The 17,823-nt window shown below is 43.5% G+C and carries 15 protein-coding genes, 2 pseudogenes and 1 other annotated feature; of the genes and pseudogenes, 4 read left to right on the forward strand and 13 right to left on the reverse strand.

The features are described 5' to 3' along the window. Positions 1-92: 92 nt before the first annotated feature. From AB4114_RS21070 to AB4114_RS21090, 5 genes are all read right to left on the reverse strand, one after another. Positions 93-620, reverse strand: a complete 528-nt coding sequence (locus AB4114_RS21070) for a DinB family protein (protein WP_441990208.1) — start codon at positions 618-620, stop codon at positions 93-95. 16 nt (positions 621-636) lie between these two features. Beyond that, a complete protein-coding gene (locus tag AB4114_RS21075) occupies positions 637-1,371 on the reverse strand; it encodes an MBL fold metallo-hydrolase (protein ID WP_441990209.1) in 735 nt (244 codons plus the stop codon). Positions 1,372-1,603: 232 nt separating this feature from the next. Next, entirely contained in the window at positions 1,604-2,209 is a 606-nt protein-coding gene (locus tag AB4114_RS21080) for a class I SAM-dependent methyltransferase (RefSeq protein WP_441990210.1), read from the reverse strand. A gap of 180 nt (positions 2,210-2,389) precedes the next feature. Further along, positions 2,390-3,097, reverse strand: coding sequence for a DNA alkylation repair protein (locus tag AB4114_RS21085; RefSeq protein WP_441990279.1), 708 nt, complete (start codon positions 3,095-3,097; stop codon positions 2,390-2,392). Positions 3,098-3,232: 135 nt separating this feature from the next. Next, a complete protein-coding gene (locus tag AB4114_RS21090) occupies positions 3,233-4,327 on the reverse strand; it encodes an NAD(P)H-dependent flavin oxidoreductase (protein WP_441990280.1) in 1,095 nt (364 codons plus the stop codon). A gap of 106 nt (positions 4,328-4,433) precedes the next feature. Here AB4114_RS21090 and AB4114_RS21095 point away from each other — a divergent pair. After that, positions 4,434-4,808: pseudogene (locus AB4114_RS21095) on the forward strand (catalase); the annotation flags it as partial. Between the two features lie 242 nt (positions 4,809-5,050). Continuing rightward, positions 5,051-6,145, forward strand: a complete 1,095-nt coding sequence (locus tag AB4114_RS21100) for a phosphodiester glycosidase family protein (RefSeq protein WP_441990211.1) — start codon at positions 5,051-5,053, stop codon at positions 6,143-6,145. Positions 6,146-6,206: 61 nt separating this feature from the next. On the opposite strand, the gene AB4114_RS21105 is transcribed toward AB4114_RS21100, so the two are convergent. The 3 genes from AB4114_RS21105 to AB4114_RS21115 form a co-directional block, all read right to left on the reverse strand. After that, positions 6,207-6,650, reverse strand: a complete 444-nt coding sequence (locus AB4114_RS21105) for a cell wall hydrolase (protein ID WP_441990212.1) — start codon at positions 6,648-6,650, stop codon at positions 6,207-6,209. Positions 6,651-6,734: 84 nt separating this feature from the next. Then, a complete protein-coding gene (gene ileS, locus AB4114_RS21110) occupies positions 6,735-9,815 on the reverse strand; it encodes an isoleucine--tRNA ligase (protein WP_441990213.1) in 3,081 nt (1,026 codons plus the stop codon). Positions 9,816-9,898: 83 nt separating this feature from the next. Then, positions 9,899-10,155 (reverse strand) — a binding site (T-box leader). 54 nt (positions 10,156-10,209) lie between these two features. Further along, positions 10,210-11,211: a glycoside hydrolase family 130 protein gene (locus tag AB4114_RS21115; RefSeq protein ID WP_441990214.1), complete on the reverse strand. Its 1,002-nt coding sequence runs from the start codon at positions 11,209-11,211 to the stop codon at positions 10,210-10,212. Between the two features lie 108 nt (positions 11,212-11,319). Here AB4114_RS21115 and AB4114_RS21120 point away from each other — a divergent pair, with 108 nt between their 5' ends. Further along, positions 11,320-12,186 (forward strand): AraC family transcriptional regulator, encoded by an 867-nt coding sequence (locus AB4114_RS21120; RefSeq protein ID WP_441990215.1) that lies wholly within the window; start codon positions 11,320-11,322, stop codon positions 12,184-12,186. Between the two features lie 390 nt (positions 12,187-12,576). On the opposite strand, the pseudogene AB4114_RS21125 reads toward AB4114_RS21120, so the two are convergent. The 5 genes and pseudogenes from AB4114_RS21125 to AB4114_RS21145 all read right to left on the reverse strand — a co-directional run bounded on the left by AB4114_RS21125 (position 12,577) and on the right by AB4114_RS21145 (position 16,542). After that, positions 12,577-13,526: pseudogene (locus tag AB4114_RS21125) on the reverse strand (VWA domain-containing protein). Positions 13,527-13,704: 178 nt separating this feature from the next. After that, entirely contained in the window at positions 13,705-14,664 is a 960-nt protein-coding gene (locus AB4114_RS21130; protein ID WP_441990216.1) for a D-2-hydroxyacid dehydrogenase family protein, read from the reverse strand. Between the two features lie 241 nt (positions 14,665-14,905). Further along, positions 14,906-15,415: a GrpB family protein gene (locus AB4114_RS21135; protein WP_441990217.1), complete on the reverse strand. Its 510-nt coding sequence runs from the start codon at positions 15,413-15,415 to the stop codon at positions 14,906-14,908. 51 nt (positions 15,416-15,466) lie between these two features. Further along, positions 15,467-15,895 (reverse strand): GNAT family N-acetyltransferase, encoded by a 429-nt coding sequence (locus tag AB4114_RS21140; RefSeq protein WP_441990218.1) that lies wholly within the window; start codon positions 15,893-15,895, stop codon positions 15,467-15,469. A gap of 53 nt (positions 15,896-15,948) precedes the next feature. Then, positions 15,949-16,542 carry a histidine phosphatase family protein gene (locus AB4114_RS21145; protein ID WP_441990219.1) on the reverse strand — a complete coding sequence of 198 codons (594 nt, stop codon included), beginning with the start codon at positions 16,540-16,542 and terminating at the stop codon, positions 15,949-15,951. Between the two features lie 177 nt (positions 16,543-16,719). On the opposite strand from AB4114_RS21145, the gene AB4114_RS21150 reads away from it, so the two are divergent. Further along, a complete protein-coding gene (locus tag AB4114_RS21150; protein ID WP_441990220.1) occupies positions 16,720-17,769 on the forward strand; it encodes a rod shape-determining protein in 1,050 nt (349 codons plus the stop codon). The last annotated feature ends 54 nt before the right edge of the window (positions 17,770-17,823 follow it).

Below are 17,823 nucleotides of genomic sequence, written 5' to 3' on the forward strand. Positions count from 1 at the left end.
CGCGGCTAGCGGGAGCTCAAGAAGACAGACGGAGTAACGAAAAAATCCGCTCACATGAGCGGAATAAATACAACCCTATTCACTTTCACTTCCTATACTTTCACTCTTTTCTTGATCAGATTGATCTGACCTCTATGGTTGATTTCATCTTCGAACACATGAAACCACATAAAATAATGATTCGCTTGTTTCTTATACCAGAACTCTTCCTCTTGGTATAACCAATCATCATCCACCGTTTTAAATAATTCGAATGTGCGATTTCTGACTTCATTTAGCTTATCTACATAATAGGCCAGATCATTTCCTTTAATCTTTTCCCGCCCTTCTGCACCTAGATTCACCGCGGGTCCCCAGATGGCCATATCTTCATCATTCAAGTCTCTTTTTTCAAAGGTTTCCAATTGATAGGCGTATTCGACCGCCGCGAAATGCAATAACAAAGCACCAATTGAATTACTTTCCTCATCTAAAAGAAAATCCAATTCCTGTACGGTTAAATTTTTGACGGATTGTAGTGTCGTATGTCTGGCATAGTTCATCATGGACAATAAGCGGCTAATCTGCGGCGTATAACCAGGTATGTCCGTAATGAGATAAATCTGATTCATATTTAACATGCGTTTCCTCCTAATTTTATAAGACGACTTGTAAGCCGAGATCAGCTAAAACAACTTCACCTTTATACATCAAAGCTGCTTCTTCTCTCAGTACCTGAATATCTCCGAAGTGAGGCAAGTGGGTTAAAAGTAATTTCTTTACGCCAGCCTTCGTTGCAAGTTCCCCTGCTTCAACGGCGTTCATATGACCATACATAGCGGCATCAAAATTGGCATAAAATGAAGCTTCTGTGATAAGTAGATCCGCATCTTTCAAGTATGGGATTAAAGTTTCATTGTATCTTGTATCGGCCGTATACACCAAACTTTTCCCCTCATAGGAAATTTTCACGCCTAAGCAATATACATCATGATCCGTTCGAAAGAAAGTCAATCTTAATCCATCCTCGAATGTTACGATCGTATCTTGGTTAATTTCTTGTTCAATTGTTCCTTTCATTACAGGAATCGTCCATTCGTCTTTTGAATCCTTAGCAATGAATAAACGCAAGGGTGTATCACGTTGTTTTAAATCCATATCAATTAAACAAGCATACTGAAGAGAACCTAAGTCTGCCATGTGATCGAAATGATTGTGCGAAACAAATACAGCTGTCAATTCATGAAGTTCCATGTAATTCTGTAAGACGGACAATACACCACTGCCACAATCGAGTAAGATTTTATGATTTCCAATTTCTAAAAGAAAGCCTGCAGTTGCTTCTCCACGCTGTGGATAAGCGCCCCATCTACCAATAACTCTAATTTTCATTGGTGATTCTCCCCTTCCAAGAAAAAGGAGCTGCGTAATTTGCAACTCCACTATCACTCTTTTTGTTCGCTAAGCATGAAGTGTTTTCCTGCTTTGATGAAGTAACACCATTCCGCCAAAGACTGCAGCTCTGCGCGAGCTAGTTTACTCAGATATTTTCGAATTAAAATGAGGATTATTTGTGAAAAAAGTCCAATAGTCCGATTCTACCGAACTAGATGAAATCGACTTCCTACTCCAATGGTTTGTCCCATGAAAGACTATAACGGAAGTAAAAACGTCGTCGCACCTTCGCTCCTGGAAGCATCTCCTGTGCAACTTGGCGAATCTCCTTGATGGTTTCTTTTGGAGCTGTAATTCGAACATTGGGGTTGCTGGCCCCACCATGAAATCGATCCATGATACGGATAGGAAGCAGAACCAGTCCAGAGAAAAGCAAATCCATCCATGACTTATCATCTGCTAAGCCAATGATGAGGAGTCGACCGCCGGGTGCAAGTACTTGTCGCATGTTCTGCAGTGCGCTTCTCAGATCCATATGATGCAGCGTAGCAACACAGATAACAGTAGCATATCGTTCCTCTTGATTGGGGATTGGCAAAGCAAGGAAGTCACCGTTCATAAGCGCCACATTCTCGATCGCAGCAAGTCGTGTTTGTGCTAGTTCAATCGCCGTATTATCGGGGTCGATTCCAATCACTTGTTGCACGAATGGCGCGAGGCGTTGAAGCAATAATCCATCACCACACCCGATGTCGAGAACGCGTCCTCCACGTAGCTTTGCGTCTGTAATTAACTCATCGTGAAAAGCTGTATTGTGATTCCAATAGGTATCCATTGCTAGCTTCACTCCCATATACGATCGTCCGTAGACTTGAATAATTTCCCTAATGGGTTTGGTAAATCTCCCCATTATAATAGACGATTATTCGATCATTCTGTTCAAAAACTAAAAAAGCCCGTGAGTTACACGGACTTGTCCCTATACTTAAAATGTAAATTTACATTTTCGCACTCTTTAACACCTTACATGCTTACGCTTAAATCCAATTCGAGCTTTTTCTATGGCCTTTTGAATATTATCCGAAGCATTAAGAAATTTACTTTTCGTCTTGTCCTGAATGATTTCAACAGGTCCAACTGCCTTTGCAGTTTCAATCGCCTTATCATGCAACGGTATGTAGGATACTGCAACTGTGAATAGGAAATTATTCATCGCATATTTCGCTCGTTCAGGTGAAGCGTGAATCGTATTTTTCACCAAGTCAAGCATATCGGATATTTTACTTTCGTCGAATTCAGTGTCTTTTCGATTCCCCAGAAGCCAACAGTAGCAACTCCATCCCGCTGACATTCTCAATTCCTCGCCGCTCGCGATCCATGTATCCGCAACTTCCTGCGCAATATCTGCTTCAGACAACGTTACAGCCACAACATAATCAGACAACATATAGAAATATGCTGCATCGATCCAACGATCATAATCTTCTACGGTCATTGTATTGGGGTCAGCGATGATGCCGGCAAAGTACATAGCGTCGTAATTCCCAGTTGCGTATAGTTCTTCCGCTAATGGTTGATTGATTTTGATTTGCTTGAAGAGGGGTTTCATCGCGCCTGTTGCTACGCCAAATACCGGCTCATGAGCGCCATTCGATACGTACATTTTCTTCATACGTTCCTTACCCAGCGCTTCAAGTTCTTGCATAACTACTTCTGTATTCATAATGGTTGCTGTCATAATGACTCCTCCCCTATTCATCAATTATGTTGTAATCATAAACTTTGCTTTATATTTCGAGCAAGAATAGTAAAGTAATTCGAAAATCCCTACTGGAGCTATAGCTGTCAATGTCACTATTTATACGTAAGAATTTTTAATTTGGGCGAGAATCATTTGTGCCTGCTGGATCGTTTCTTGTACGATACTCCCAGCACTTTGTCCATCTGTAAGCATCCGCAAACCTTGCCCAGCCCATAATGACATATACTCGGAATTATTTTGCTTTGCAGCTGCATTTCGAATATCCCTTGTCGCCGTATTTTGAGTTGGAAACGGAAGCGGCTCAACCCCGTTCTGATCCCATACTTTAATAAATTCGTTCACAATACCTCTGGCAGGTCGACCCGAAAATACATTCGTGATAACAGTACTTTCCTCGGTACTTGCAAGTAATTTATGTTGATACGCATTATGAGCTCCCGATTCAATCGAAGTCAGGAATCGTGTCCCCATCTGAACCCCTTGTGCCCCGAGAACCAGCGCGGCGACCAATCCACGACCATCCATAATCCCTCCTGCTGCAATAACGGGTACATGAACATGCGCAACAATTTGCGGTACTAACGCCATTGTACCTATATTAGCGCCCATAGGGCGCTGGGCTATGTCGAATGTCCCGCGATGACCACCGGCTTCACTTCCTTGAGCCACAATCGCGTCACATCCGGCTTGTTCAGCAAGAATGGCTTCTTCGACAGTAGTCACCATAGTCACAATTTGAATCCCCGCCGCTTTAGCTTGCTCCGTCATATGAGTTGGAAGTACTCCGAAAGCCGTACTGATTACCGGAACTTTTTCTTCTAGCAAAACGGCGAATTGCTGCTCGAAATGAGCTGGTGTCTTCACATCTTCCGCATCAACCTGCGGTACGCCAAGTTTAGCTCTCATTGCATTCAGTTCGTGTTGAACCTCCAGCGTTCTCGAATTGTCATCATGAGCCTGAGTAACAAATAAATTTACGCCAAATGGCGCGTTCGTTAATTTACGAATGTCCAGAATGGCCGTGCGGATCGCTTCAGGCTCCATATAGGCGGCACCAAGCGTCCCCAATCCGCCAGCGTTCGATACGGCAGCCGTCAAGCTGACCGTTCCAGGGCCACCTGCCATGCCCGCTAGGAAAATGGGATAACGAATTTTAAAAATGCGGCAAAGTTCTGTATGTAGATGAATAATCTTCTGCCTCCTATCACTTTGGATGGGATCGTTGATTGCCGTATTCAAGCGTTGGTTATCCATCCCATCTCTTTTAATTAATTCACTTCCTTAATAATAACATGAGTTGTTAAGCGCTGCTTTTTCTTCTGCCATACTGCCAGATACTCTTGATTATGATGTTGGCAGTGTTAACACATATGTATGGCGAAACGAGCAAGGCATTCGTACGTTTGTGAAGTATCATTGGTACCCTTTAGCAGGTATACAGGTTATTGATAGCCACGAAGCAGCGCAATTAGCTGGGGAAAACCCTGATTATGCCGGTAAAGACCTCTTTGATACCCTGGCAGCAGGCAAAACTGTCGAATACGGGCTATATGTGCAGTTGATGGATCCGAGCGATGGAGACAATCTCCCTTACGATCCGCTAGACGATACTAAAGTTTGGGATGAAAGGCAATTTCCGATGATGCCAGTTGGCAGGCTCGTATTAAAAAAGGTTAATTTCACGAATTTGGCTGCCCTTTCGGGTGGCCATTTATGTTTCCAGTACTCAAATTGATGAATAATTTGGCAGGTTTGGTTCTATTTACACGGCTTAAAAATGAAGATTTTAATCTTATTTTCATCTTTGCTACAGATTCATTTTGTATACTTATAATACCTTTATTTTCAGATCGTCACGCAAGGAATATAGGTTTGATCGTTTTTTAAATTATTAGAAAGTAGGCACTTATTATCATGAAGCTAGCGGGTATTACTTACAAACATGAGCAAAGCGTGAGCTGGCTGAAACGTTCCATATTTATTTGTATAATTATTGTATTTCTATCTGTAAGCTTTCTGTTCTTAACTCCCCCAGGAACGAAAATTCGCCTGTTTCTAGCGGATACCTTTATTGCTACCCAACATCGGGAGTGGGCATGGATTTTTGTAGGTATGAAGAAACGGGATGAAATGATTCAGAATGTCCAGCAAATGAGTGAAAATAACGCCATTGAGAAGCAAGATTTGAATGCTATCACGATTCAGAAACAGGATGGCAAGATTATTGATGTTGAAGATATCACGGGACGTGGCTGGGTCGGTAAAAAAATGGTGGTATACGATCCGAGAGCAATTCGTGTCGTTGTTCCAAGTAAAGTGGGGCAAGGGGAAACGATTAGTTCGATGGTGAATCGTACAGGGGCGCTTGCAGGCATTAATGGTGGAGGCTTCGATGACCCACAAGGCCTAGGGAATGGGTTCGCTCCTATTGGAGTTATTATGTCTGGAGGTAAGATTCTGTATACAAGCGTTGATGGTACTGTACCTCAACAAGTCGTCGCGTTTGACCATACGGGGAAATTAATTATTGGGAAATATTCGATTGATGAGCTCTTAGCCTTGCATGTGACTGACGCCGTTTCCTTCTATCCGCGCATCATTGCAAATGGTAAAGCACTCCCCATCGTTGGAGATGGTCTGAACCCGCGGACAGCCATTGGTCAACGCGCAGATGGCGTTATTGTTATGATCGTCATTGATGGTCGTCAGACCAAAAGTATTGGCGCTTCTTTAAAAGATGTCCAAGACCTTTTATTGAAAGAAGGTTGTGTTAATGCCGGTTTCTTAGACGGAGGTGCATCCTCTGAAATGGTCGTCGGGCGTGATCTTATCACGCATCCATCTAGCCGATATGGCGAAAGAAGGCTGCCTTCAGGACTCCTTATTTTTGAACACCCAGATCAGGTGAATGTTGCAAATGTATGGGAAGGTATGACCGATATTGATCCCGGTGGCGCTTATGATAATCCAGGTTACCTTGCAGAACACAATCGATTAAATAATAAGTAAACAAGAAAAGAGCTGTCCATTGGCAGCTCTTTCTTCATGTCTAACGATTCTATTCGTATAATTAAAACGTATTGTAGACATTTTGACATTCTTTAGCGGTCGGCTCATAAAAACAGTGCTTCTTGTAACGGCCTGCTATCGGCTGATTATACCAGGTATCCGGACACGGACCAGGATTTTCGAACGTTCCCGGTCGAAAATACCAAAGTGAAAATTTACCTGGCCAAGTCCGCTCCCCATCCACAGCTCTTTTTGCTATGCGACGCTCTCTTTCTCTTGCATTTTGATAGTACAACCCGTGCTGCAACGCTTCAAACGCATGCGGTTGGTTGATCATTTGAGGAATTGTCCGAAGATTTTTGAAATCGGAGCAATTCGCTCTTATTCGATTAATGCCAACATTTCCAACAAGAAACATACCCGTTTCGCCTTCGGTTTCAGCTTCAGCCCGAAGCAACCTTGCCAACATGTCGATATCCTGCTTTCTAGCTTTTACGACTGCCATTCGCTCACCTCAATTGAGTATATGTCTAGACCCATCATATTGTAGGTGAAGTGGAAATGTGACTTAACTATTCATACATTCTTTTTATACAATAAGTAAACTAAACTTGCTCTCTCCATACGAAACGGTTTCCATGTTGGGTTCAGTTTCATATCGAACACTATTTAGCAGCACATGTTCAAGTAGAACATGGTCAAACCGTATTAAAGCATTTTGTAACTCTGCGTCTACATCTAGAACAAGATCGATGCGTTTTTCGAACGGGAGTCCTATCTTTTTGCGATAATCTTGAATTGCTCGAATGACCTCTCTAACTAACCCTTCCTGTTCTAACTCTTCCGTCATTGTCGTGTTTAAGGCAACCGTCATTTGGTACCCCGATACGGAAGCATAGCCTTCATTCGCTTGTTTCTCGATAAGTAAATCCTCAAGCAGAATGTGCAGCACTTCACCATCCATCATCATATCCAGGAAGCCGTTGTCCATCACTGCTTTTGCTTCTGGAGCTGATAGCTGCTTCAACTGAGCTTGCACGGGTCCCACGAATTTCCCGAACTTTTTACCTGCAGCTTTCAAGTTTAACTTGAAAGTAAACCGTACGAAGCCGACATCACTCGATACGATATGGATCGATTTAACATTGATCTCATCTTGGATGATATCTTCAAATCCGCCAATGTTACGCGCACCGTCAAACGAAACGTACAACTCCGACAGCGGCATCCGAGTCTTGATTCCCGTTTCATTCCGGATATTGCGAGCCAATTCCACGATTTGCCTCACGGTTTCCATCTCATTCTCCAATGATACATCGTATAACGTTTCGTCCATTTTCGGATAATCGGTAAGATGCACACTCCCCTCGCCTCCCAAATTCGCATATAGATCATCTGCAATTAGCGGTGTGTAGGGAGCAATCAGTTGTGCGAGTGTTAGCAGAACATGACGTAAGGTTTGATAAGCAGCAATTTTATCTTCGGTCCATTCGCTCCCCCAGAACCGATCTCGCGAGCGTCGGATATACCAATTGCTCAGTTCATCTACAAACGTTTCAATTTGCTTCGCAGGGTTTAAGAAATCGTTGATTTCTAGTCCTTTTCTTACCTGTTGCAAGGTACTGTTTAATCTTGATAAAATCCATCGATCTAACACATTCACGGAAGTATTCTGCGGATGGTCATCTGGTTGATATTGATCAATTTGTGCATACAACGCATAGAAAGCATGTGTATTGTTGATCGTATCAATAACTTTGGATTTAGCCTCGGCGACAATCTGCTTAGAAAATTTCTTGCTGCTCCAAGGAGCGCTATCGGATAACAAGGCCCATCGGAATGCGTCGGTGCCAAATTCGTTAATGATTTCCCAAGGATCAATCCCATTGCCCTTGCTCTTTGACATTTTTTGTCCATTCTCGTCCAGAACATGCCCTGTAGATAAGACGGATTTATATGGGATTTGCCCATTATAAAGGGTAGAGACCGCCAGTAAGCTGAAGAACCAGCCCCGCGTCTGATCGATCCCCTCACAGATCATATCCGCGGGATACTGCTCTTGAAACAGTTCTTTGTTCTCAAATGGCTGATGATACTGGGCAAATGGCATAGATCCGCTATCGAACCAGACGTCAATGACTTCCGAGGTTCTATGCATGGTACCGCCGCAAGAGCAGCGCAGCTTCACTTGATCCACGTAAGGCTTATGCAGTTCAAGGCTTTCCTCGATCGGATCAATCGATTTATCACGGAGATCCTTATGGCTATCTGGCGCATATTCTGCGTTGCAGTCTTCACAGATCCAAACATTGAGCGGCGTACCCCAGTAGCGATTTCTGCTGATATTCCAATCAACAAGTTCTTCTAAAAATTTCCCAAACCGACCTTCTCGCAGATGGGAAGGGTACCAAGTGATTTGACTGTTGTTCGCGATTAACTGATCTTTAATAGCCGTTGTTTGGATGAACCAGCTCTCCGTCGCATAATAGAGCAGCGGTGATTTACAGCGCCAGCAGAATGGATAGCTATGCTCATAACGTTCCTTCGAAAACAACAGACCGCGCTCAGATAAGTTTTTAACGATATCGATATCACAATCCTTCACAAAACGACCGGCAAAATCGAAGATCTGATCGACGTAGCGACCTCTAGCATCTACAACATTTACAAAATCCAATTCATGCTGGCGTACGGTGCGATAATCATCTTCTCCGTGAGCTGGCGCAATATGGACGATCCCCGTACCACTGCTGTCGCTAACATAGTCCGCGTCTACGACGATATGTCCTTTCGTCACTTGAAAATAATCAAAAGGTGACATATAAGGTGTACCTACAAATTCGGCGCCTTTATGCGTGGATAGGAGCTCATACTCCCCTTTCATGATCTTATCAACAAGGTTGTGTGCTACGATGTACACTTCACCATTCTGTTTGACTTTGACATAATCAACATCTTTATTGACAGCTAAAGCGACATTGGCAGGCAATGTCCATGGCGTAGTCGTCCATGCAAGAAAATGTTCATCTGCGTTCTTACTTGTGAATTTTACAGTAGCACTCAGATCTTTCACATCTTCATACCCTTGGGCAACTTCATGTGAGCTGAGTGTTGTTTGGCAATCTGGGCAGTACGGGCTTACGCGATGACCTTTGTACAGATGCCCTTTCGCATGAATCGTGGATAAAATGTGCCAAACACTCTCGATATAATCATTAGTTAGTGTGACATAAGGGTTCTCCATATCCGTCCAATAGGCGATCGCTTCGGTCATTTCACGCCACTGCTTCTCATATTCGAAAACGCTGATCTTACACGCCTCCACGAATTTGGCGACTCCATAGGATTCGATTTCCTGTTTGCCAGAAATACCTAGCTTCTTCTCTACGCCAAGCTCTACAGGAAGCCCATGTGTATCCCACCCTGCTTTGCGTATGACGCGGTAGCCTGACATCGTTTTATAACGACCGATGAAATCTTTGATCACACGTCCCAGCACATGTCCGATATGCGGCTCCCCATTCGCTGTTGGTGGGCCTTCATAAAAAACAAAGTTGGGTTGTCCCTCTCTGTTTTCAATTGATTTGCGAAATGTGTCATTCTGTTTCCACTGTTCAAGAACACGGAGCTCTCGCGACCTTGCTTTTTCTTTTACATCCACTTTTCTCATAGGTCTCATCCTCTCATTTCATCCAACTTAACGTTCGTTCCTTGACGAAAAGGTTCATTGAAAAACACAAAAAATCCCGTCCCATAAGGGACGAGATTTCATCTCGCGATACCACCCTAGTTCCGTAAGGATTATGACTATCATAATCTTACGACACCTCTAACTACGTACCATCATACGCATCCTTAGTAACGGCTGGAACCCGGGTCAGCTTACTCACATGCTTCAGCTTTCCTTCTCGGAGAGGATTTTCTACGAAGTCTTGAACATTGGCTCTCAGCATGTGCCAACTCTCTGTGGATCAAGGGCTCCTTATACTCTTTCTCGTCAATGAATTTATTCGAACATTTAGTTAATTCATTCTTACATCTTCATCATCAAATGTCAACAGGCGCTATTTATTTCCTTCCAAACATAACTTCACCAAATCATCCACATGAGCTGTCGCCAAACATTCAACTGTATCAGCGGCGCCATAGTAGATCTTCACTTCACCATCATCTTCAAGAATCATGCCACCTGGGAAAATGACATCATTACGGAAGCCCCCATCTGTTTCATAACTAACTTCCGGTGCTAATAATGGCTCCTTATAAAGTCCGATAACCTTACTCGGATTTTCCAAATCAAGCAGCATAATACCCGCTGTATAGCGCTTTTTCCACGATGCTTCCCAGCCATTTTTACCACGGTTTGAATCGATATCAACGGCATGGATGGTCGTTAACCATCCCTTGGACGTACGAATTGGAGGTGCGGCAGGTCCAATTTTATCATTCGCGTAAGGCACATGCTCTACACCTAGAACGAGATTCGTTTCTCCCCAATATTTGAGATCAGGCGAATGCGAAAGCCAAATATCAAATTGATCTTTCCCTCGGCTGTAAACCGGGAAAGGGCGTTCCAAACGGACATAATTCCCATTAATTTTCTCAGGAAAAAGAACCATATTCCGGTTGTCTGGTGCTGACATTGACAAAATTTCAAACTTATCAAAGTCATCCGTTACCGCAATCCCGCCTCTAACACCATGGCGTGTATCTACCGCGAAACACATGTAAACACGTCCGTCCATCACGGTAAGTCGAGGGTCATAGACGCGTGTGATTTCTTCGTCATACAGCTTCCAACATGGTTTCGATTGTACATTCCAATGAATGCCGTCTTTGCTGTAGGCAAGACCAAGATCGGTTGTATGCGAAGGCTCTAGCGTTTGATCCTTGACAGAGCCGTGGTCATTTCGGAACACCATGATATATTGACCTTGGAACTTGGTAACGCCAGCATTAAATGTAAGCGCTGTAGGATAGGGCACGGAATCTGCCGTGAGGATCGGGTTAGCAGGATGTCTTGTAATAACAGAACTGGATGTTAATGAACCAATGGTTAAGGTCATGAGAGTTCCTCCTTCATTCTTATCTATTAATAGGTTACAATAAGTGTGCTTACTATACCTATCAATCCTTGAACAAACCTCTCATTTCTTGAATAGGCAGTGATTCTCATGACATTTCCCATCAATAAGCAATTATCGGATTATCCCAATATTGGGGCATTCCCCTTTCATTTATCCATTAATCGGGTTGATCAGCATTTTCCCAGCCATCGTCATGATTTCTTGGAATTCTCTTTGGTTGTTGAGGGCTACGGTTACGAAACCGTTAACGGGCAAGTACATCCTATGCAACCTGGAACCTTTACCCTACTGCTTCCTTATCAAGTGCATGAAATCAATGCGAATCCTGGCAGTCCACTCATTCTGTTCAACTGTATGTTTGGATTGGAGCTACTTGGGGATCCAGCGGAGCGCTTACTTCTCTCAGATAACAATCCATTCTTAACTCACTATGACTTGAGTGCTGAACAAAGTGAGCTCCTGAGACAGAAACTGCAAGGTATGCTTTGTGAATATGAGCAATCCGCTGATATCTGGCAGCCTCTTCTCTTGAAAGGAGAGCTCCAACGTATACTTGCATTTCTTTACAGGCACCATCCTAGCAGCTCAGACGTACAGCCGAATGTATCCGAATTGTCGTCCAAAACCGCCTTACCATGGGCCATACTTCGCTATATTCATACGCACTATCGTGACCCGCTCACGTTGGAGTTGATCGGCGCTCATTTCCATTGTCATCCTTCTAGGGTGACGCAAATCTTATCTCAACATCTTGGCGTTACCTTCGTAACACTGCTTCAGGAAACGCGGATTCGACACGCTTGTAGTTTGTTAGCTACAACCGAAATGAAGGTAACTGATATCGCGTTTGAAGTCGGCTACGAATCGTTCGCTAGCTTTAGTCGTAATTTCCTAAAACATGTAGAGATTTCACCGACCCAGTATAGGGCCTCTATGAGGGTGCAGCTGAAGTGAAACAGAAATAGAAATACCCGACTGAGCTGGTGCTCGGTCGGGTATTTTCGCATGCTATAGGTAGGAGTTTCGCAATTCTCCTGTGCATTTTTTTAATAGATGGAATTTCTACAGTTAATTAGTGGGATTTTCTAGAAAATCTCATAATAGATGGAAAACCCGTAGTTAATTTTGGCCATTATATCCGATTTGAACAAAAACGGTAGTTTTACCTACATGTTTTACAGTTAATTCAATTTCCCGAGGAAATCCATCGGAAATAGCTGTATATTTTCCAGTTAAAGCAGATGTCTCCATTGCGAAGATCACCGAATCTACAAACTCCACCAACGCATCTGATTAGCGAGATCTCGCGTTCGTTTCCTGAGCGTCCAACCGAGCTTCACCGCGCTACTTCTGCCCCTGCTTCACACGCTCAGCAAGTACCGAGAGGTCTTGCCCTTTCAACGCGCCTTCAATTAACTCAGGCAGCTTATCTGGTGAACAGCCAAAACATGGGATGCCCTGCTGAGCTAGCTTTTTCGCAACAACATCATCGTATGAAGGCACGCCTTGATCAGTTAAAGCAAGTAAACAAATTGTTTTCACACCAGATTGGTGCATGTCGATCAATCGTTGTATCATCTCTGTTCGATTGCCGCCTTCATAGAGATCCGAGACCAAGATAAACAACGTTTTCTTCGGCTCCGCGATAAAAGAAGAGCAATACGCGAGGGATTTGTTAATATCCATCCCCCCGCCAAGCTGAATCCCAAACAACATGTCAACGGGATCCGTTGCACATTGTTCGCTTAAATCCACAACCTCCGGCAATGGTGAATGCTGCCTGCGGTTGAGTGCGCCAGTAACTGCACGTCGTAAATCCTGTGATAGTCGTTTCACGATTTCATTGACAACCGCTTTGACGAGTTGCCTCACGGTAACTTTCGTTTTCTCTGGTATTTTCCCTTTGAGCGCCATTAATGTCGCCACCATCTGAATGTCAGGCTTAACTTGAGATAGCAGTTCTGGCTCAAAGAGCAACTGTTTCAAGCCCTTGCGCTCAATTGCATCGGATTGGATGACAGAAACGACATCTGGAGGGAAAAAAGTACGGATATCGCCAAGCCACTTGGCTAGCTTGGGGGACGATGGCCCTTGTCCGGCTGCTTTACGTGAATGGCCGCTCTGGGCGGAATCCTCTCCGATGAGCCGCCCGTATCATCATAAATGGCTGCAAGCGCCTCATCCATAAGACGAGAATCTTCGTCAAGCATAGCATCACCTGCACCGTATGATTGCAGCTTTTCTTCGGACGCTGCGCCTAATATCAAGAGCAATCCCAGAGGCAAGACCAAGATATAATCGCCAGCTAGACCTCGGATTTTCTTGCGCCCAGCCGAACCAGATAAAGCTGGACAACCCAAATACTGAAGCATACATGGCGTAATCCCTCACGTATTTTCACTTGCACACCACCTAGTTTCGATAGTTATCGAGTCTATCTATTCCTCTGCCCACGATAGTTAATGTGATTAATTAATTCAATCTTCTAACCGGTACTCCGGATAAATAGGCTTCAATATCTTCAACCACTTGTTTGTAAAAGGCTTCATAATTCGCTTTCGCTACATAGCCAATGTGCGGTGTCGTGAGTAGATTCGGAAGTGTCCGATAGATATCGTCCTTAGGCAAAGGTTCCACTTCGAACACATCAACAGCCGCTCCAGCGATCCATCCGTCTTGCAAGGCTTCTGCAAGTGCAGCTTGATCTACGATCGGAGCTCGTGACGTGTTGATCAAATAGGCCGAAGACCTCATTCGCTTAAGATCTTCCGCTTGAATCAACCCTCTTGTCCGGTCACTTAGAACAAGATGAATCGACACAAAATCACTGTTCGCCATCAGCTCCTCTTTAGTAGCTGCAAGTCGCACACCGACCTCGTCGGCCCGCTCTTTCGTTAAATTCTGACTCCATGCCATCACATCCATGCCAAATGCGTGGCCAAATTTGGCAATCTTCGTACCTAGGTTACCAAGTCCAATGACACCAAGCGTCTTGCCGTACAAGTCCGAGCCAACCGTGCTTTGCCATTGACCATTGCGAACCGCATTGTGTTCCGTGACAATGTTACGAGCAAGGCCTAATAACAGCGCCCACGTGAGTTCGGCTGTTGCATTACCTGCTCCTCCCGTGCCGCATACCACAATGCCTTGCGACGCAGCCGCGGCCATATCGACAGAAGCATTGCGCATCCCAGTCGTGATGAGCAACTTCAGTTTAGGAAGCTTTGCAAGTAATGACGCGCGGAATGGCGTCCTTTCACGCATAATGACGATAATCTCGCAGTCTGCGATCAGTTCAACCAACTCGTCGATTTGGTCGATATGCCGATCGATCCGCTTGACCTCCACCTTATCCAAAATCTGCGACCAATCCGCAGATGTCAACGCTACTTGCTGGTAATCATCTAATATTGCACAGCGTAGTTTCATCATAACGCTATCTCCTTTGTATTAATCTAATTGGCGAACCACTTGGAAGCTATCTCCAGTATCTACCAATTCGAACAATTTACATCTTGATTTGGGCATTTGAAAAGGTTGATGAAGGCTCAGCGTCCAGGTTCCTTCAAATGTCCGGAACATCATCCCATGACCACTGTCTTATATCGGCCAACAGTTGGCCTTTTTGTGGATTATTTACATCACAAGCGGCATTATAAACAGGCATATGAAATCAACTCCTTTGGGCTAATTCAATAATCGATTGAATGAAAGGTGCTTTCATTTGCGTATACGTAGCTCTATCTTCAACATATATGGAAGCAAGGTGCTTTTTAAGCTCGGCATACGCTTCTGCTTGCTTTGGATGGCTTCTTAGATAATTACGGAAGAGGAGGTTATTGTTCCATTCGTCACTGCTTTGTTCATAAACATGAAGGTGATGTGTACCCTTCTTCCGCTCTCCCTTCCGAAAAAACCTACGATTGGGAAAATCCATTTTAGGAACATATTCATAGCCAAGTGTACTTAATGGTTCAATAAACATGTCAGCATCGTCGAGATTCTTCACACCTACTGCGATATCTAGAATTGGCTTGGAAGGCATCCCCATGATCGAGGTGCTTCCGATATGCTCGATTTGAATGGCATTGCTCGGTAAAACTTGAGATATCTTCTTTTTTTCATTTTCGAATTCTCGGATCCAATCCAGATTATAAGCTTCGATGACAACTTCTTGTACCACAGGCATCCCCCTTTCCTTTTCGGAACAAAATCTTTTTTATTACTTATTAGTTTATAAATATTTTTTGAATCCTTTGCTAACTGATCCGTTATAACCTTCCCTTTCGAAAAATATGTGAGCTCTCTCACGCTTAGCGTTACTAAGTAGCATTATTTTATGGCAATCTATGGATACACAGTACGCTTCAACATGTTGTAAAAGTGCACTGCCAATATGCTTACCACGATGATTTTCATGAACAATTATATTTTCAACCAAGCCATAGGGTCTTAAGCCATGTAGGGCTTGAAGACAAATGTTTAATGTGAGTGTTCCTAAAAGTTCTCCTTCTTCCTCATAAACGAATAAAAAATTTGTAGGATCCATTCTGATTTTTTCGATTTGTTCTTCAAACACTTTCATTTTCTTGCTAGTAGGAACTAACATTCGATAGAGTCCGAATAATTGATCTCGATCTGTTTTTTCTGCTTCACGAATCAATTGTATCCGACGCTCCTTTATCCTCTGGATCTCCATTTCTCTCTAATTCCCCTTCATCCATTAAATTCACTATCTGACCATAACCGCTCAACATGGTGCAATTTATTTTCTTCAAACTCGAGCTTATAAATATCAGGTTTACTTGTTTGCTTCCAAAATTGAAATCCATACTTGTCGTCAAAATAGTTCAATATAATTGTCATGATATTTCCATGAGTGCCGATGACCAATTTCTTACCTTCATTCTCTGATAGCAATTGCAAGATGACGGGAATCGCTCTCTCCTGTGCTTGTCGTGTTGTCTCGCCTTCCGGCATGCAATAATCCATATCGGTAAAGGATCGTTCAATTCCATTGATAAGCTCCTCTTCAGCGACTGGATAATTCAAGCTCGCAATGGGTCTTTCAATGAGTTCATTGTAGAGCATAATCTCTTTCTCTAGGATTTCAGCAAGCGGAGACACTGTTTCTTTCGCTCGATGGTACGCACTCGATACAATAACATCAATGTCTTCATTTTTTAACAACTCAGCGACTCTTTTTGCGTCTGATTTCCCTTTATCCGAGAGACTAGCTCCACCTTGTAATTCATGTTCTAGCGAAAACGGAGCAAGGCCATGTCGAACCATATATATCGTTGTTTTCATACAATCACCTTCGTTTGGAAGATTTCCTTCTAGTTGGATTAGTTAACAATTCGTCGTCTTATAAATATTTCCTTTGTCATCAGCCCCCTTAAAACTGCAAATGAACAAGAATACTATACAGACGTGAATGCCACCTCCCCACTATGCCTGATTACAATTCAAAGGAGGAAACAAGTAATGTTCAAACAGTTCGATAAGTTATTTGGGATTGATTTAGGTACGTCCAACACAGTTATTTTTGAAAAAGGTAAAGGTATTGTGCTAAATGAACCTTCCGTCGTCGCATTTGATCAACATACAGGTGAATTATTAGCTGCAGGATCAGAAGCGCAAGCGATGATTGGACGAGCCCCCGCGCATGTGGATATCACGTATCCTTTAATACATGGTGTCATTGCAAATTTTGACAAGACCAGCTCGATGCTGAACCATTTTATAAAAAAAATTCAAGGAAGACCCTCATTTCTTCGTAGTTCGCAAATTTACATTACAGTGCCGTGCGGTATTACGAATGTCCAAAAACGAGCGATTGAGGAAACCATCGTTCATCGTGGTGCCAAAAAAGCAATTGCTATCGAGGAACCCATTGCAGCGGCACTTGGAGCTGGACTTATGCTCGACGAACCCATTGGTCACTTAGTTCTCGATATTGGTGGGGGGACTTGTCAGGTAGCCGTATTGTCACTTGGTGGTATCGTCGCAAGTCATACGATCAACCGAGGTGGCCTTTCGATCGATCGCGATATTATGGATTATGTGAAACGTCAATATAACATGGAAATCGGTGAACGCACCGCAGAGCAAATTAAAATGCAAATCGGAACTGCTATCCTTTCAACGGAGGAACGCTCGATAGAGATCCGTGGACGTGATTTGGTACTTGGTTTACCCCGATCTATTCGATTGGTTTCAAGTGAAATATTCACGGTAGTTAATGAGTTCTTGGATGCCTTGATCGAAGCAATTCGAGCAACGTTAGAGCTTTGTCCGCCAGAACTGGCAGGCGATGTTATGGAACAAGGCATATTGCTCTGTGGTGGCGGCGCGTTGCTGGAAGGAATTGATGAACGTATTCGTGCTGATACTGGAGTTGCCGTTCATATCGCTGAACATCCACTCGAGTGCACGGCACTAGGAACAGGTTTAATGCTTGGCGTATATAGATCGAAGAGCAAACCTCTTATGCAGGAAGACTCGAGGGAAGAACGAATCGCTGTTAGTCAATAATAAAAAGCTTAGTCTGTGAGGGAATGTCAAATGTCCCGTAGACTAAGCTTTTTG

The sequence above is a fragment of the Paenibacillus sp. 2RAB27 genome (assembly GCF_052115445.1).
Lineage (GTDB): Bacteria > Bacillota > Bacilli > Paenibacillales > NBRC-103111 > Paenibacillus_E.

What these genes read in the sequence shown, in the direction of transcription:
- AB4114_RS21070 (WP_441990208.1), bottom strand. Translation starts at nt 620, where the DNA reads ATGTTAAATATGAATCAGATTTATCTCATTACGGACATACCTGGTTAT.
- AB4114_RS21075 (WP_441990209.1), bottom strand. Translation starts at nt 1,371, where the DNA reads ATGAAAATTAGAGTTATTGGTAGATGGGGCGCTTATCCACAGCGTGGA.
- AB4114_RS21080 (WP_441990210.1), bottom strand. Translation starts at nt 2,209, where the DNA reads ATGGATACCTATTGGAATCACAATACAGCTTTTCACGATGAGTTAATT.
- AB4114_RS21085 (WP_441990279.1), bottom strand. Translation starts at nt 3,097, where the DNA reads ATGAATACAGAAGTAGTTATGCAAGAACTTGAAGCGCTGGGTAAGGAA.
- AB4114_RS21100 (WP_441990211.1), top strand. Translation starts at nt 5,051, where the DNA reads ATGAAGCTAGCGGGTATTACTTACAAACATGAGCAAAGCGTGAGCTGG.
- AB4114_RS21105 (WP_441990212.1), bottom strand. Translation starts at nt 6,650, where the DNA reads ATGGCAGTCGTAAAAGCTAGAAAGCAGGATATCGACATGTTGGCAAGG.
- ileS (WP_441990213.1), bottom strand. Translation starts at nt 9,815, where the DNA reads ATGAGAAAAGTGGATGTAAAAGAAAAAGCAAGGTCGCGAGAGCTCCGT.
- AB4114_RS21115 (WP_441990214.1), bottom strand. Translation starts at nt 11,211, where the DNA reads ATGACCTTAACCATTGGTTCATTAACATCCAGTTCTGTTATTACAAGA.
- AB4114_RS21120 (WP_441990215.1), top strand. Translation starts at nt 11,320, where the DNA reads ATGACATTTCCCATCAATAAGCAATTATCGGATTATCCCAATATTGGG.
- AB4114_RS21130 (WP_441990216.1), bottom strand. Translation starts at nt 14,664, where the DNA reads ATGATGAAACTACGCTGTGCAATATTAGATGATTACCAGCAAGTAGCG.
- AB4114_RS21145 (WP_441990219.1), bottom strand. Translation starts at nt 16,542, where the DNA reads ATGAAAACAACGATATATATGGTTCGACATGGCCTTGCTCCGTTTTCG.
- AB4114_RS21150 (WP_441990220.1), top strand. Translation starts at nt 16,720, where the DNA reads ATGTTCAAACAGTTCGATAAGTTATTTGGGATTGATTTAGGTACGTCC.